Source organism: Paucibacter sp. KBW04 (assembly GCF_003852425.1).
Taxonomy (GTDB): Bacteria; Pseudomonadota; Gammaproteobacteria; order Burkholderiales; family Burkholderiaceae_C; genus Paucibacter_A.
In genome coordinates this window covers 80,713-94,369 of record NZ_QAJN01000012.1, presented here as the reverse complement: position 1 = coordinate 94,369, position 13,657 = coordinate 80,713, and the positions used below count along the sequence as shown (strand labels likewise).

Here is a 13,657-nt window from a genome sequence, read left to right as displayed (position 1 = left end):
CCCAAACAGGCCTGCTAAGCTGCCGGCGGCACGGCGGCCGGACCGCCGTTTCAAACAGATGGTTCGCCAGGGGAGTTCAAGAATGAATCGACGTCGTTTCGGCAAATACCTGCCTGCCCTCAGCTTGTTGGCCGCCGGTCTGGCCAGCGCGCACGGCATCAACCCACCCAAGGTTGCTGCCAGCGAAGAGCTGGTCACCGTTTTTGTGGCCAAGAAAATCGTCACCATGGACCCCACCCAGCCCACGGCAAGCGCCGTGGCGGTGCGCGGGCGTGAGATTTTGAGCGTCGGCTCCCTGGCCGATTTGCAGCCCTGGCTGAAGGCCCACCCGCACAGAATAGACACCCAGTTCAAGGACAAGGTACTGGTACCCGGCTTGATCGACCCGCATATGCACCCGCTGCTGGGCGCGATCGCCTTCCAGACCACCTGGATCACGCCCGAGCCCTGGAACATCATGGGCAAGAAGACACCGGCCACCATCGGCCAAGCGGCCTATCTGAAGGCGCTCAAGACCGCCTTCGCCGAGCGCAAAAAAGACAGCCCCATCTTCATGACCTGGGGCTTCAGCGCCGACACCCATGGCGAGCTGTCGGCGGGGGTGCTGGACGGCATCTCCAAGGACGTGCCTATCCTTGTCTTGCAGCGTTCGCTGCACGAGATCTATATCAACAGCGCCATGCTGGAGCTGCTGAAGAGCAAGGGCATGGATCCGACCGCCTTCAAAGACCATCCGCAGATCGACTGGAAGAAGAATCACTTCTGGGAAGACGGCATGTTCAGCGTGGCCCTGCCCTATCTCTCCAACTTTCTGCTGGCTCCGGCCGCCGCCGATCCAGGCTATCGCAAGACCCTGGACTATCTGACCTATAACGGCGTCACCACCGTCGCCGATATGAACACCGGCGGCACGAACTGGGAGCTGGAGATGGGCGCGCTCAAGCGCAATATCGACCAACCCGACTCGCCGGTACGGGTGCGCCTGACGCCGGACGTCTACAAGATCGGCCTGGCCCTGAAGAGCCCGGAAGCGGCGATGAAGCGCGTCGCCGATCTGAAGGCTCAAAACACCCGCCATCTGGTGTTCAACAACGGCATCAAGCTGTTCGCCGATGGCGCCATGTTCTCCCAGGCCATGCAGGTCAATGAGCCGGGCTATATCGACGGTCATCATGGCGAGTGGATCACGCAACCAGCGCCGTTTGAAGAGATCGCCCGCAGCTATTGGAATGCCGGCTACCAAATCCATGTGCACACCAATGGCGACGGTGGCGCCAAGCTGGTGCTGGACACCTTGCAGAAATTGCAGAACGAGAAATTCCGCGCCGACCATCGCTTCACCATCGAGCATTACGGTTATGCCAATGACGGCGTCTCGCGTCGCATCGCGACCTTGGGCGCCTCGGTCTCGGCCAATCCCTTCTACCTCCACGACCTGGGCGACCGCTATGCGGCCAGCGGCCTTGGCACCGACCGCGCATCGCGCATCGCGCCCCTGGGCGGCCTGGTGCGGCGCAATGTGGCGGTTTCCCTGCACTCAGACTTCCCCATGGCCCCGGCCGAGCCGCTCTTCCTGGCCTGGACCGCCGCCTCGCGCGAGACCCTGTCGGGCAAGGTGTTTGCGCCCGCGGAGCGTTTGAGTCTGGATCAAGCCCTTCGCGCCGTCACCATTGACGCGGCCTACACCATAGGCATGGAGAACGAGTTGGGCAGCATCGAAGCCGGCAAGCTGGCCGACTTTGCCGTGCTGGACAAGGACCCCTACGAGGTCGGCGTCAAGGGCTTGCGCGACATCAAGGTCTGGGGCACGGTCTTTGAAGGCCGGCCCTTCAAGGCCAAGGCGGCCGCGCAGTAAGACGAGGCGGTCGAGCAAGCCGCCGGCAGCACAGCGGCTGGCGGCGCTCGCTTCTCGGCCCCTACACTTCTGCCCCAAGGAGGATCTGTCTATGAAGACGACCCAAGCACTTGTTCGACTCGCCCTGGCCGGTGCCTTGGTGGGCGCGCTCAGCGCCTGCTCCCTGGCCTATGACATCGGCCAGCAAACAGCGCTGCAGCGCTGCGAGAGCTTGGTGAATATCGAGGACCGCAATGCCTGCCGCCGTGCCAATAGCCAGTCCTACGAGAAATACGAACAAGACCGGGAAAAGCTGCGGCAGGGCAAGAAGGATTAGGGGCTGGCCATGCCCAAGGCAGCCCAACTCGGCTGGCAGCGGCCTTCAAAACCAGAAATACACGCTGCAGACGATGTCGCAAACCCGGGCCAGCCAGAGCCAAGACCCTCTCGGCAGCGCATCGGACCCGTGTTTCAAACCAGGAGTTTTCGATGCATGTTCGAATCAAAAATTGGGCGGCCTTGAGTGCCCTCGCCGCCGGTCTGTGGTGTTCCGCGGCCATGGCCGCCAATCCGGTGTCGCGCATCGTCGAGGCCGGCGACATCCGGATCGAGACCACCACCTTCGGCAAAGGTCCAGTCACCCTGGTCATGGCGGCCGGCAATGGGCGCCCGGCCTCGCAGCTGGACGGTCTCGCGCGCGGCATCGCCAAGCAAGGCATACGCGTCGTCACCTACAACTACCGCACGCTGGGGGCCAGCACCGGGCCCATCGAAGGCCTGACCCTGCACGACTATGCCAATGACCTCTGGCAAGTGGTGGACAAGCTCGGGCTTGGCAAGGTCTACCTGGCCGGCAAGACCTATGGCAACCGGGTCACTCGTGCAGCATCACAAGCCCGGCCCGATCAAGTCCTGGGCATTGTTCTGATCGGCGCGGGCGGCGAGGTGCAGCCCTCGGACGACACCATCGCGCTGTACAAGCAGTATCTGGACCCGGCCATCAGCCGCGCGGATTGGCTCAAGCTGCAAGGGCAGCTGATGTATGCCCCCGCCAATGAGCATCTGGCCCAGCTGGACCTGGAGCAAGGCGAGTTCCCCGCCTTGGCCAATGCGCAGGCCAAGGCCAGTGATGCCACCCCCAAGGAGCAATGGTCCATGGGCGGCACGGCGCCCATGCTGGTACTGACCTGCTTGCAGGACCGCGTGGCCGTGCCCGAGAGCGCCCTGTCCATCGCCAAAAAGCGGCCCGCGACCTGGTTGGTTGGCCTGCCTGCTTGTGGCCACAATATGTTGAACGAGCGCCCCGAGGATCTGCAGCGCCTGATCAGCGATTTCATCCAGCGCAACCAAGCTCAGGCCAAACAGAGGAGCAAGTCAAGTCTTAAACCCTGAGGCACAGGCCTCAACATCACGCCTCCCCACCGCAAGTTGCTGCGCCTGGATGCAGAGCTTCAGTCCCACGCGACCACGCAGCCCTGGGCCAAGCGGTCAGCTCAAATCCATGGCCCAGTCTTCCATCACCCAGCCTTAGAAGCGCCCTATGAAGCAACATCTCTTCAAACTCTGCCTTCCAGCACTCGGCCTGTTTGCTGTGGCCGCCATGCCCAGCGGTGCCGCAGCAGCCCCTGCAGCCGCAAAGGCTGAAGCGACGGTACCCGTCAACGTCGACTCCTTTGTGCGCGCCGAAACCGATCGCTACTTCAAGAAGCGCTTCGAGCAGGGCGCTTTCGGCAAACTCCATCATGAGCGCGGCCCGGTCGACGTGGACAAGCAGCTGGTGATACGCATGAACCGCGACACGCCCTACAGCACCGGCGTGTTCGACCTCAGCCAAGCACTCACCATTGTCAAACCCGAGATTGGAGGGCGCTTTCAATCGATGCTGGTGATCAACCAAGATCATTACATCCAACGTGCAATTTACGAACCGGGCACCTACACCTTTACCGAGAAGGAAATGGGGACTCGCTATGTACAAATCACCTTCCGCACCCTGGTGGATCCCAACAACCCGGCCGATATCGCCGAAATGCGCAAGGCCCAGGATGCAATTCAGGTGATCCAGTCCAGCCCAGGCAGTTTCGAGGTGCCCAACTGGGATCAAAAAAGTTTGACCGGCTTGCGCAAAGCCATCTTGGGCTTGACCCCCTGGATGCCGGACAGTCACCGAACCTTCGGCAAGAAAGAGGAAACCGACGATGTGCGCCACCTCATCGGCACCGCTGGCGGCATCTTCGGCAATGCCGAAAAAGACGCGTTCTACAAGGTCGAGGTGCCCGAGCAAAATGACGGCAAGACGGCCATGCGCCTGACGGTAAAAGATGTACCGGTGGACGCCTTCTGGTCCATCACCATCTACAACAAGAATGGCTTCTATGAGGCCCCGGTCAGCGCCAGTTCGCTCAATAGTTTGACGGCCAAGCGCGGCGCCGACGGCTCCGTGACGGTTAATTTCGGCGGTGACCCCAAGGCCGACAACTATCTTCGCATCATGCCTGGCTGGAATTACACCGTCCGCATGTATCGCCCTCGGGCCGAGATCCTGGATGGCCGCTGGGTCTTCCCGAAGCCACATATTGTTCGTTGATACAAAGCCTGCATGAGCAGGCACTCAGCAGCGTGGGCTGACTGCCTGGGGAACCATCGAGCGACAGCTTAGACACTTCCCCAGCCCCGCCGTTCTCAGGCCTGAATTTGCGCATACACCCGCGTATCTCGAGGCTCGCCGTCCACACCCAGGGCCTCGTTTCTCAGCACGCCTTCAAACTCAAAGCCGCAGCGCTCGGCCACCGCGCGGCTGGCCAGGTTTCTATCGTCCATGCGGATCTCGACCCGCCGCGCGCGCAGCTGCTTGAAGGCCAAATCAGTCAACAAGCGAACCGCCTCGCTGACAAAGCCTTGGCCCACCGAGCTCGGGCGTATCCAATAGCCGATCTCGAACTTGCGCACTTCCCAGTCGATGCGGTGCAGGCCGGTGCCACCCAGCATCTCGGCACAGCTGCCGTCTGCGGCCTTGGAGTAGATCTGAAAAGGCAGCTCACGGCGCGCAATGAAGTCGGCCTGCATGCGGCGCATCACGGCTTCGGAGTCCTCCATCGTGGGCGCGGTCTGAGCCCAAGGCATCCAGGGCTTGATGTGATCCAAGGAGGCGCACACGGTGGCGGCCATGATGGGGCCCAGACCCGCTACCGGCGCGGCCAGGATGATGCGCTCACCCTCGATGCGCTCGGGCACCTGGATCAGAATGGGGTCAGGTCTTGCCATCGCGTGGCCCTTCCATCGTCAAAGGATTGCCGCCAATCTCGGCCTCGCCCAAGGCACCGGGCATGGCCTCGGCGCCGAGCACGGGTTCTTCGTCTTGCTCGGGCGTGGGCAGGCTCAGCACCCCGCGTATGGGGCCAAAGCGCCAGGCCAGCAAGCTCACCAACAAAGCGCCCACGCCGGCAAACAGCAGGGAGGAGCGCAGGCTCACATGCTCGCCCAGCCAGCCACCGATCAGCGCGCCAGGGCCGGCCGGCACCAGGATCAACCAGCGCATGGTGCTGGTCATGCGGCCCAGCATGGCCGTGGGCGTGACCGCCTGGCGCAGGGACAGGAAATTGATGAAGATCAGCACCGCGCCCACGCCGAACATAAAGAGCATGAAGGCAAAGGCCGGCGCGCCAACGAAACCCGTGGGCAGCAGGGCCAGGGTCAACCAGCCCAGGCCGCTGGTAGCTAGGCCCAGCACCAGGCTGGGGCCGGGCCCGATGCGCGCGCTGATACGGTGCCCCATCACACTGGCCAAGACCGTGCCCGCCCCCAGGGCCACATAGCTCATGCCCACCGCCTGGGCCGACAAGCCTAGGGTGCGGGTGGCATAAAGAATCTGCACCACCTGGGCGGCGTTATTGAAGACTTGCCAGCCACCGACCGCACTGGCCAGGGCCACCAGCAAGCTGTGCTGGCGCACAAAGCGCAGCCCGCCCTTGAGCTCATCCCAAAAGCGCGTGCCGGCCTCGCGAGGCTTGAGCACTTCCTTGACCTGAATGCCGCGCAGGATCAGGGCCGAGGCCAGCACCAGCACCGCATCCACCGCCAAGGCCATGGGTGCGCCCATCAGCTTGATCAGCACGCCGGCCACGCCGGGGCCCACCACCTCGGCGCCCGAAGAAGCCAGCGCGTTTTTGGCATGAGCCTCCACCAGGCGGTCGCGCTCCACCACCTGAGTCAGCACGATTTGCGAGGCACTGCCGGCCGTGGTGTAGACCGTGCCCAGCACAAAGCCCACGACGTAGAGCCAGGTCATATTGAGCCAGCCCATCCAGGCGGCGAGCGGCACAGTGGCCACGGTCAGGGCCAGCAAGGTCTCGCCGATGATGTAGACGGGCAGCTTGCGCACCCGGTCCAGCCAGACTCCGGCGGGCAGGGAGAACAGCACAAAAGGTGCGATCTCCATGGCCGTCAGCAAGCCCATCTGGGTCGGGCTGGCATTGAGCAAAAGCGCCGCCGTCAGCGGCAGGGCCAGCATGGTGATCTGACCGCCCAGGGAGCTGATCAGAATGGACGTGAACAGGCGGCGATAAACCAGATCGCGCAACAAATCGTTGGGCGGCAGGCGCAGCAAAGATGAGAACCTTTGCCACAAACCTAGCCAAGGCAGACGCCGAGCTTGTCGGGTTTGCATAGGACGAACTCCTGAAATCTTTGACGGGTGAGGCTGGGCGCTTGTTCGGAGGAACTTGAGCAGCGAGCCTCGGTTCAACACGGACCGGGCCAGCGAGCTCAGTGCGGCGCGGCGGCTCCGAGGGCGAGACGGCCAGACCGCTCGACCCGAGCGCCAACAGCAGCGGCATCTGCGCTGCGTCGGTTGCGATCGAGGAGTTTGGTCATGGTCTTGTCTTGCTCTGCGTCAAATCTGCGGTCCATCCTAACAGCGCTCGCTCAGCAACTGGCTAAAAACCAACAGCCGCACCATCGCGCCGCGGGTCGCTCGCAGCCACATAGCCCGCGCCGTTCTCCAAGCGCCAGATGAATTGCCCGGCGCCAAAGTCTTGATAGCTGTCGTGGATATCGCCGATCTGATGGCCCAGGGCACGCAGGCCCTCGATGGTGGCGGCCGGCATATGCGGCTCCACATTGAGCGAGAGCCCTTCGTTGAAGCGCCAGCGCGGCGCATCGCAGGCGGCCTGCGGGCTTTGCCCATAGTCCAGCATGCGCACCAAGGTTTGAAGATGGCCTTGGGGCTGCATATTGCCGCCCATCACCCCATAACTCATCACCGGTTTTCCATCCCTGGTGAGGAAGGCAGGAATGATGGTGTGGAAGGGCCGCTTGCCCGGCGCCACCACATTGGGGTGATCCGCTTGCAGGGTGAAGCAATGGCCGCGGTTTTGCAGCGAGACCCCATAGCCCGGCACAACCAGGCCCGATCCAAAGCCCATGTAATTGCTCTGGATGAAGCTGACCATCATGCCGCTCTCGTCCGCCGCCGTCAGATAGATGGTGCCGCCCTTGACCGGATTGCCGCAGCCAAAGTCCTGCGCCCGCAGCGGGTCCACCAGGCGAGCGCGTTCGCGCAAGTAGTCGGGGTTCAGCAGATCGGCCGCCCTCAGCTCCATGCTGGAGGCTTCGCTCACATAGCGGTAGACATCGGCGAAGGCCAATTTCATCGCCTCGATCTGCAGATGCTGGGCAAAAACGCTGTCCACCGCATGGGGCTTGAGATCCAGATGCTTGAGGATGCCCAAGGCGATCAGGGCCGCGATGCCTTGGCCGTTTGGGGGAATCTCATGCAGGGTGTGGCCGGCGTAGTCCTGCGCCAGCGGCTCTACCCACTCGGGGCGATAGGCCGCGAAGTCCGCCGCCGTGATGGCGCCACCGGTCTCGCGCGCAAAGGCTTCCACGGCGGCGGCGATCTCGCCCCGATAAAAGGCTTCGCCACGCGTCTGCGCGATCAGGCGCAGGCTGCACGCCGCATCGGGAAACTTGAACAACTCGCCCACCGCCGGCACCCGGCCGCCGGGCAAAAAGGCCTGGGCAAAACCCGGCTGCTCGGTCAACTCGGGCAGCGCCGCCGCCATGGCCCATTTGCGCTGCACGATCACCGGCACGGCATAGCCGCGCTCGGCAATCTCAATCGCCGGTGCCATCAGATCGGCAAATGCCAGCTTGCCAAAGCGCTCGCTCAGGGCCACCCAGCCGGCCACCGCGCCCGGCACGGTCACGCCGCCCCAGCCCCGCTTGGGAGGATTGCGGCACTCTGCGCCATAGGTCTTGAAGAAGTGCTCGGGTGTCCAGGCCGCGGGCGCCGTGCCAGAGGCATTCAGGCCATGCAATTGCTGGCCGTCCCAGAGTATGCAAAAAGCGTCCGAGCCCAGGCCATTGCTGCAAGGCTCCACCAGCGTCATGCAGGCGGCGCAAGCAATCGCCGCGTCCACCGCATTGCCGCCTTGCGCCAGCATGCGCAGACCGGCTTGCGCCGCCAGCGGATGCGAGGTCGACACGATATTGCGGGCAAACACGGGGCTGCGCGCATGCGCATAGCCGCTGTTCCAGTCAAAGACGGGGCTCATGGCGAATCTCCTGTTCCCCCATTGTGACGCCAAGCCTTTTTGCTGACCTAAGTCATGCCGGGCCACCAAAGCTCTAGCAAGACCTGACCCCAAAGTGATCACGCAGTGAGCGCGGTGTAACGCTTTGCAACGCCATGAAATTGGGTCAACGCCGGGTCTTCTGGCCTCGTTGAACCAGCACCTTATCGGACTTGTTCCGCAACCCCCAGGAGAACCTGATGAAAGCACTGAAGACCGCTCTGATCCCCGCTCTGTTTGCCCTGGGCACCGGCCTGGCCATGGCGCAAGCGCCTGCAGCTGCCACCACCGCCGCCCCGGCCGCAACGGTCAAGGCTGCGGCGACGGACGCGGCCAAGAGCACGGCCACGGCTGCCACCACCGCCGCCACAAATAGCGCCACGCACAGCGCCACCCAGGCCGTTAACGCGGCGGCCAACACCGGCGCCGCCAAGACCGCCGCCACGGTAGCGACCAGCACGGCAACCCCCGCCCCTGCAGCCCCGGCCGCCACCGCTGCGCCCGCCGCTCCGGCCGTCGAGAAGGCAGCGTCCGCCAAGCATGAAGGCAAGAAGCATCACGCCAAGCATGCCAAGCACGGCGCCGAGAAGGCGGCCGACAAGGCCGAAGCGCCCGTCAGCAAGATGGCCGACAAGGCCCCCGCCAAGCAGTAAGCCGCGGTCTGAAGCCCCACCGAGCAGCGGCCTGAACAGCGGCTGCTAGTGGCTAAAAACAAACACAGCGGGCTGGCTGCAAAGTCGGGCCCGCTTTCTTGAAGCCCTGAGGCCGGATTCGCTGATCTGGCCTCAAGGTCGCCCATCCTGAGCTTGTCTCTGCGGTGGGTCTTTTTACTTTTGGCCCCCTGGGTTGATGCGCCGTCTTTGACGCAAGCCATGAAGCCGAACGCACTCCCTCGACGGTGCGGGGCTTTTTGATGCCAATCAATAAGAGGGAAAGTTCACCGCTTTTTGTCAAAGCAATGTCATAAACCGCATGCACAATGCATGCATTCGAGGCGACAAACCGGCTGCAGATTGGGCAGAGTCCTGGAACCCGTCACCAGCGCCAAGAAACCGTCTCCTGCAAAGGTGTCCGGAAGTCAAAAGGGCCACAGCCGTTGGGTAGTGGCCCTTTGCTTTTGTGGCGACGATTTTTGGGCCGCACTCACGATCGCAAGTGCGAAACCCTTTCAAGCATGAAAAAGCCACCCCGCGGGATGCGGATAGCGCACGGGCCAGGTAAAGAAGATTAAAACCCGGGCCGCGAGACAGTCGGGCAAGAAGGCGAGAGAGGCTTCCGTGCGATGCTTCAGCCTTCCAAAAATTGACCGCTCCGGCAGCGCCGGAAGCATGCTCGCCAGAGCCTTGATCGCCGCCATGCCTAACTTCAAGAACAAACTCACCGTCGCGACCGCCAAGCCCTCCTTGTTGAAGAACAAACAGCAACTACAAACCTGCCTGGCCTTGGCCCTGGGTCTACTGCCGGCCGCCCACAGTTTTGGGCAAAGCCAGGAGCCGCAGAACCCACCGGCCGCGCCTCAGCAAAAAGCCAAGCCCGAGAAAGCGCCCACGGCTCCCGCCACCAAGGCCAAGACCGAGCAGCTGGAGCGGGTGGAGGTCGAAGGCCGGGCCTCGGACGAGGCGGTGCGGCGGGCATCGACTGCAGCCAAGATCGTGATCGGCCGGGAGGAGATCGAGCGCTTTGGTGACAGCACCGTGGGCGAGGTGCTCAAGCGCCTGCCCGGTGTCACGACCGGTGGCCGCCCGGGGCGCGGCGGCGACATTCGCATGCGTGGCATGGGCAATGGCTATACCCAGATCCTGGTCAACGGCGAGCGCATGCCGCCGGGCTTTTCACTGGACCAACTGCCGCCCGACCAGGTGGAGCGCATCGAGGTCTTGCGCGCGCCCACGGCCGAGTACGGCGCCCGTGCCGTGGCCGGCACCATCAATGTGGTCTTGCGCGAGGCCTTGCAAAGGCGTCTGAACGACTGGCGCTTCGGCATCGGCGAGGAGCGCGGCATCTGGACGCCTAGCGTAGGCTGGACCCGCAATGACAAACTGGACGATCACGGCGGCGCCTACAACCTGACGTTGAATGCCCAACAAGTCAGCCACCGCGACGATCAGAACACCAGCGCCCTGACCCACAGCCTCAAGACCGGCGCCGACAGTCTGCTCAAGACCCAGGGCCAGAGCGAGGACGAGCGCCGCGGCCTGAACCTCAATCTGCGCCTGCAATGGAAGCTGGCCGGCGGCGATTCGCTCAGCATCCAGCCCTTTTTGGTGGCCTCCAAGAGCAGCAATAGCAATGTCTTCAGCCAGACCCGCACGCCAGCTTTCGGCCAGCCCGATGCCTCGGGCGCGCCCAAGCCTCTGAACCCCTTTGACAATGCGCGCATTGACGGCGACAGCAAGTTCGAGATGCTGCGCGTCAACACCCAGTGGACCCACCGCATAGCCGACGACAGCCGCCTGGAAACGCGCGCCGGCTTAGGGCTGGGTCGCTCGGACAGCCACAGCCTGCGGCAGGAGTTTGTCGGCGCCTCGAGCACGCCGGTGCGCACGCAGGACGACAAGACGAACAGCCAGGATCGCTCCTGGAGCCTTAACAGCAAGTACTCGCACCAGTTTGAGAACGAGCACAGCCTGGTGGCCGGACTGGAGGGCGAAGGCACGCAAAGGGATCAGACCCGTGTCTGCCAGCAAAACGGCCAGGGTTGCCCGGGCCTGCTGGACTTTGGCGACGACCTCTCCGCCTCCACCCAGCGCTTCGCCCTTTACGCCCAGGACGAATGGAGCGTGGGCAAGCAATGGTCTTTCTACGCCGGCCTGCGTGGCGAAACCATTGCTACCTGCAGCTCGGCAGCCAACTACCAGGTCAGCAACCGCTCCAGCGTCTGGACGCCGCTGCTGCATGCGGTCTGGAAGTTTGACGAGAAGAGCCGCGACCAGATCCGCGCCAGCCTGACCCGCAGCTATCGCAGCCCACAGCTGCAAGACCTGATCGCCAAGCCGGCCATCAACTCGCAATACCCCTGCCCGGACGGTCAACTCTGCGGCGAGAACGCGGTCAACTATGCCGACCGCATGGGCAACCCCAATCTCAAGCCCGAGCTGGCCACCGGCATCGATGTGGCCTATGAGCGCTATCTGTCCAAGGGCGGCATCCTCAGCGCAAGCGTGTTCTACCGCCGCATCAGCGATCTGATGCGCAACGATATCCGCTTGCAAACCGTGCCCTGGGCCAGCGTGCCGCGCTGGGTCAGCAGCCCGCAAAACATCGGCAATGCCACGACCATGGGGCTGGAGCTGGAAGCCAAGTTCCGCCTGGATGAGTTCCTGCCCGAGGCCTGGCCGGTCTCGGTGCGCAGCAATCTGAGCCTGTTCCGCTCCTCGGTGGAGGGCATCCCCGGCCCCAATAACCGCCTCGATCAACAGCCCCGCGCCACCGCCAATTTAGGCGCCGACTACAAGCTGCGCAGCCTGCCGCTGTCCCTGGGCGCGGGCCTGAACTGGACGCCTGCCGTCACCATCCAGCAAACCTTGCTGACCGAGGCCCACAACTCCCGCAAAGTGGTGCTGGACGCCTTTGCGCTGTGGAGCATCAACCCGAATGCCCAGCTGCGCCTGTCGGCCAGCAATCTGGACCCGCTGAACTACAGCAACGGCAATATCACCACCACGACCGAGCAGATCATCACGACGGACAGCGGTGGGCGCAGCTATACCAGCTGGCAGCTGCGCCTGGAGTTGAAGGTCTGAGCGCGCAGGCCTGCCGAGTTAGGCCTGCCGGCATGACAGCCCTCGCCCGCGCGCGATCTTTGTTTGATCCAGGGCATTGACCGCCTGCCTGCAGCCGACATACTGCTTGCGGGCAGCGAGTGCCCGGACAAACAGGAGAGGATTGCCATGGTTCAAAAAATGAAAGCCGCCGTCGTCCATGAGTTTGGCGCGCCGCTGCAGATCGAAGAGGTCGATGTGCCCGAGGTGCCGGAGGGCCAGGTGCTGGTCAAGGTCGTGGCCTCGGGCGTCTGCCACACCGACCTGCACGCCGCCAATGGCGACTGGCCGGTCAAGCCCGCCCTGCCCTTCATTCCCGGCCACGAGGGCGTGGGCTTTGTCGCCGCGCTGGGGCGTGGCGTCAAGCATGTCAAAGAAGGCGACCGGGTCGGTGTCCCATGGTTGCACACCGCTTGCGGCCACTGCGAGCACTGCATCACCGGTTGGGAAACCCTGTGCGGTGAGCAACAAATGACCGGCTACACCGTCAACGGCGGCTATGCAGAGTATGTGCTGGCCGACCCCGGCTATGTGGGTCGCCTACCCGACGCCCTGGACTTCGACCCGGCAGCGCCCCTGCTTTGCGCAGGCGTGACGGTTTACAAAGGGCTCAAGGTGCTGGACTGCAAGCCCGGCGACTGGGTGGCCATCTCGGGCATAGGCGGTCTGGGCCATATGGCCGTGCAGTACGCACAGGCCATGGGCTACCACGTGATCGCGGTGGACATCGCCGAGGACAAGCTGGCACTGGCGCGTGAGTTGGGGGTCGAGGTCTGCATCAATGCGCTGACACAAGACCCGGTGGCCGAGGTGCAAAAACATGTGCGTGGCGCCCACGGGGTGTTGGTCACGGCGGTGTCCAACAGCGCCTTCAAGCAAGGCGTGGGCATGCTTCACAAGCGCGGCACCATGTCGCTGGTCGGCCTGCCGCCGGGCGACTTCGCCCTGCCCATCTTCGATGTGGTGCTCAATGCCAAGACCATACGCGGCTCCATCGTCGGCACCCGCAAGGACCTGGAAGAGGCCTTGGCCTTCGCCGCCGACGGCAAGATCCGCACCCACTACCGCAATGACAAGCTGGAGTCCATCAACACCATCTTCGATCAGATGAAGCAAGGCCAGATCGATGGACGGGTGGTGATGCGGATCTAAGAGCTGCGGGGCCAGTTTGGCTCAAGAGCCCTTGTGCCCCAGCAAGCGCGCGGGCAGGAACAGCAGCGCGCGCAGCAGGGCAAACACTGCCTCCACACTGATGCCGATCAGGCGGAAGGGCAAGGAGATCAGCCAGAACAAGGGCCACAGCAGCAGCGCCATCAAGGCCAGGGGCCAGCACAGCACAAACAGCAGCAACCACAACAAGAGCTTCACCGCAAACCTTTCATCGAGACCGCCAAGGCCTCAAGACTGTTGCGAGCCCGGGCCCATCCCGAACTCACAACTGCACTCTAGGCGGCGAAGCGCACAAGAGAAAGCCGCCTGCGACCGACTGG

The 13,657-nt window shown here is 63.6% G+C and carries 11 protein-coding genes; 7 read left to right on the top strand and 4 right to left on the bottom strand.

What is annotated here, in order from left to right:
- The first annotated feature begins 82 nt into the window (after positions 1 to 82).
- From DBR47_RS15240 to DBR47_RS15225, 4 genes are all read left to right on the top strand, one after another.
- Positions 83 to 1,855, top strand: coding sequence for an amidohydrolase (locus DBR47_RS15240; protein WP_124451542.1), 1,773 nt, complete (start codon positions 83 to 85; stop codon positions 1,853 to 1,855).
- Between the two features lie 91 nt (positions 1,856 to 1,946).
- Complete coding sequence (locus tag DBR47_RS15235) at positions 1,947 to 2,171, top strand: hypothetical protein (protein WP_124451540.1); 225 nt, start codon at positions 1,947 to 1,949, stop codon at positions 2,169 to 2,171.
- 152 nt (positions 2,172 to 2,323) lie between these two features.
- Positions 2,324 to 3,226: an alpha/beta fold hydrolase gene (locus DBR47_RS15230; RefSeq protein ID WP_124451538.1), complete on the top strand. Its 903-nt coding sequence runs from the start codon at positions 2,324 to 2,326 to the stop codon at positions 3,224 to 3,226.
- Between the two features lie 148 nt (positions 3,227 to 3,374).
- Positions 3,375 to 4,421 (top strand): DUF1214 domain-containing protein, encoded by a 1,047-nt coding sequence (locus tag DBR47_RS15225; RefSeq protein WP_124451536.1) that lies wholly within the window; start codon positions 3,375 to 3,377, stop codon positions 4,419 to 4,421.
- Between the two features lie 95 nt (positions 4,422 to 4,516).
- On the opposite strand, the gene DBR47_RS15220 is transcribed toward DBR47_RS15225, so the two are convergent.
- The 3 genes from DBR47_RS15220 to DBR47_RS15210 all read right to left on the bottom strand — a co-directional run bounded on the left by DBR47_RS15220 (position 4,517) and on the right by DBR47_RS15210 (position 8,388).
- Entirely contained in the window at positions 4,517 to 5,098 is a 582-nt protein-coding gene (locus DBR47_RS15220; RefSeq protein WP_124451534.1) for a GNAT family N-acetyltransferase, read from the bottom strand.
- Positions 5,085 to 6,500 (bottom strand): MFS transporter, encoded by a 1,416-nt coding sequence (locus tag DBR47_RS15215; protein ID WP_124451532.1) that lies wholly within the window; start codon positions 6,498 to 6,500, stop codon positions 5,085 to 5,087. Before DBR47_RS15215 ends, DBR47_RS15220 begins: the two co-directional genes overlap by 14 nt.
- A 268-nt stretch (positions 6,501 to 6,768) precedes the next feature.
- Positions 6,769 to 8,388 (bottom strand): gamma-glutamyltransferase family protein, encoded by a 1,620-nt coding sequence (locus DBR47_RS15210; RefSeq protein WP_124451530.1) that lies wholly within the window; start codon positions 8,386 to 8,388, stop codon positions 6,769 to 6,771.
- Between the two features lie 218 nt (positions 8,389 to 8,606).
- Here DBR47_RS15210 and DBR47_RS15205 point away from each other — a divergent pair, with 218 nt between their 5' ends.
- The 3 genes from DBR47_RS15205 (at position 8,607) to adhP (ending at position 13,319) form a co-directional block, all read left to right on the top strand.
- Positions 8,607 to 9,059 (top strand): hypothetical protein, encoded by a 453-nt coding sequence (locus tag DBR47_RS15205; RefSeq protein ID WP_124451528.1) that lies wholly within the window; start codon positions 8,607 to 8,609, stop codon positions 9,057 to 9,059.
- A gap of 675 nt (positions 9,060 to 9,734) precedes the next feature.
- Positions 9,735 to 12,149, top strand: a complete 2,415-nt coding sequence (locus DBR47_RS15200; RefSeq protein WP_124451526.1) for a TonB-dependent siderophore receptor — start codon at positions 9,735 to 9,737, stop codon at positions 12,147 to 12,149.
- Positions 12,150 to 12,296: 147 nt separating this feature from the next.
- Positions 12,297 to 13,319 carry an alcohol dehydrogenase AdhP gene (gene adhP, locus DBR47_RS15195; RefSeq protein WP_124451524.1) on the top strand — a complete coding sequence of 341 codons (1,023 nt, stop codon included), beginning with the start codon at positions 12,297 to 12,299 and terminating at the stop codon, positions 13,317 to 13,319.
- A 21-nt stretch (positions 13,320 to 13,340) separates the two neighbouring features.
- On the opposite strand, the gene DBR47_RS15190 is transcribed toward adhP, so the two are convergent.
- Positions 13,341 to 13,535 (bottom strand): hypothetical protein, encoded by a 195-nt coding sequence (locus DBR47_RS15190; RefSeq protein ID WP_124451522.1) that lies wholly within the window; start codon positions 13,533 to 13,535, stop codon positions 13,341 to 13,343.
- Positions 13,536 to 13,657: the final 122 nt, after the last annotated feature.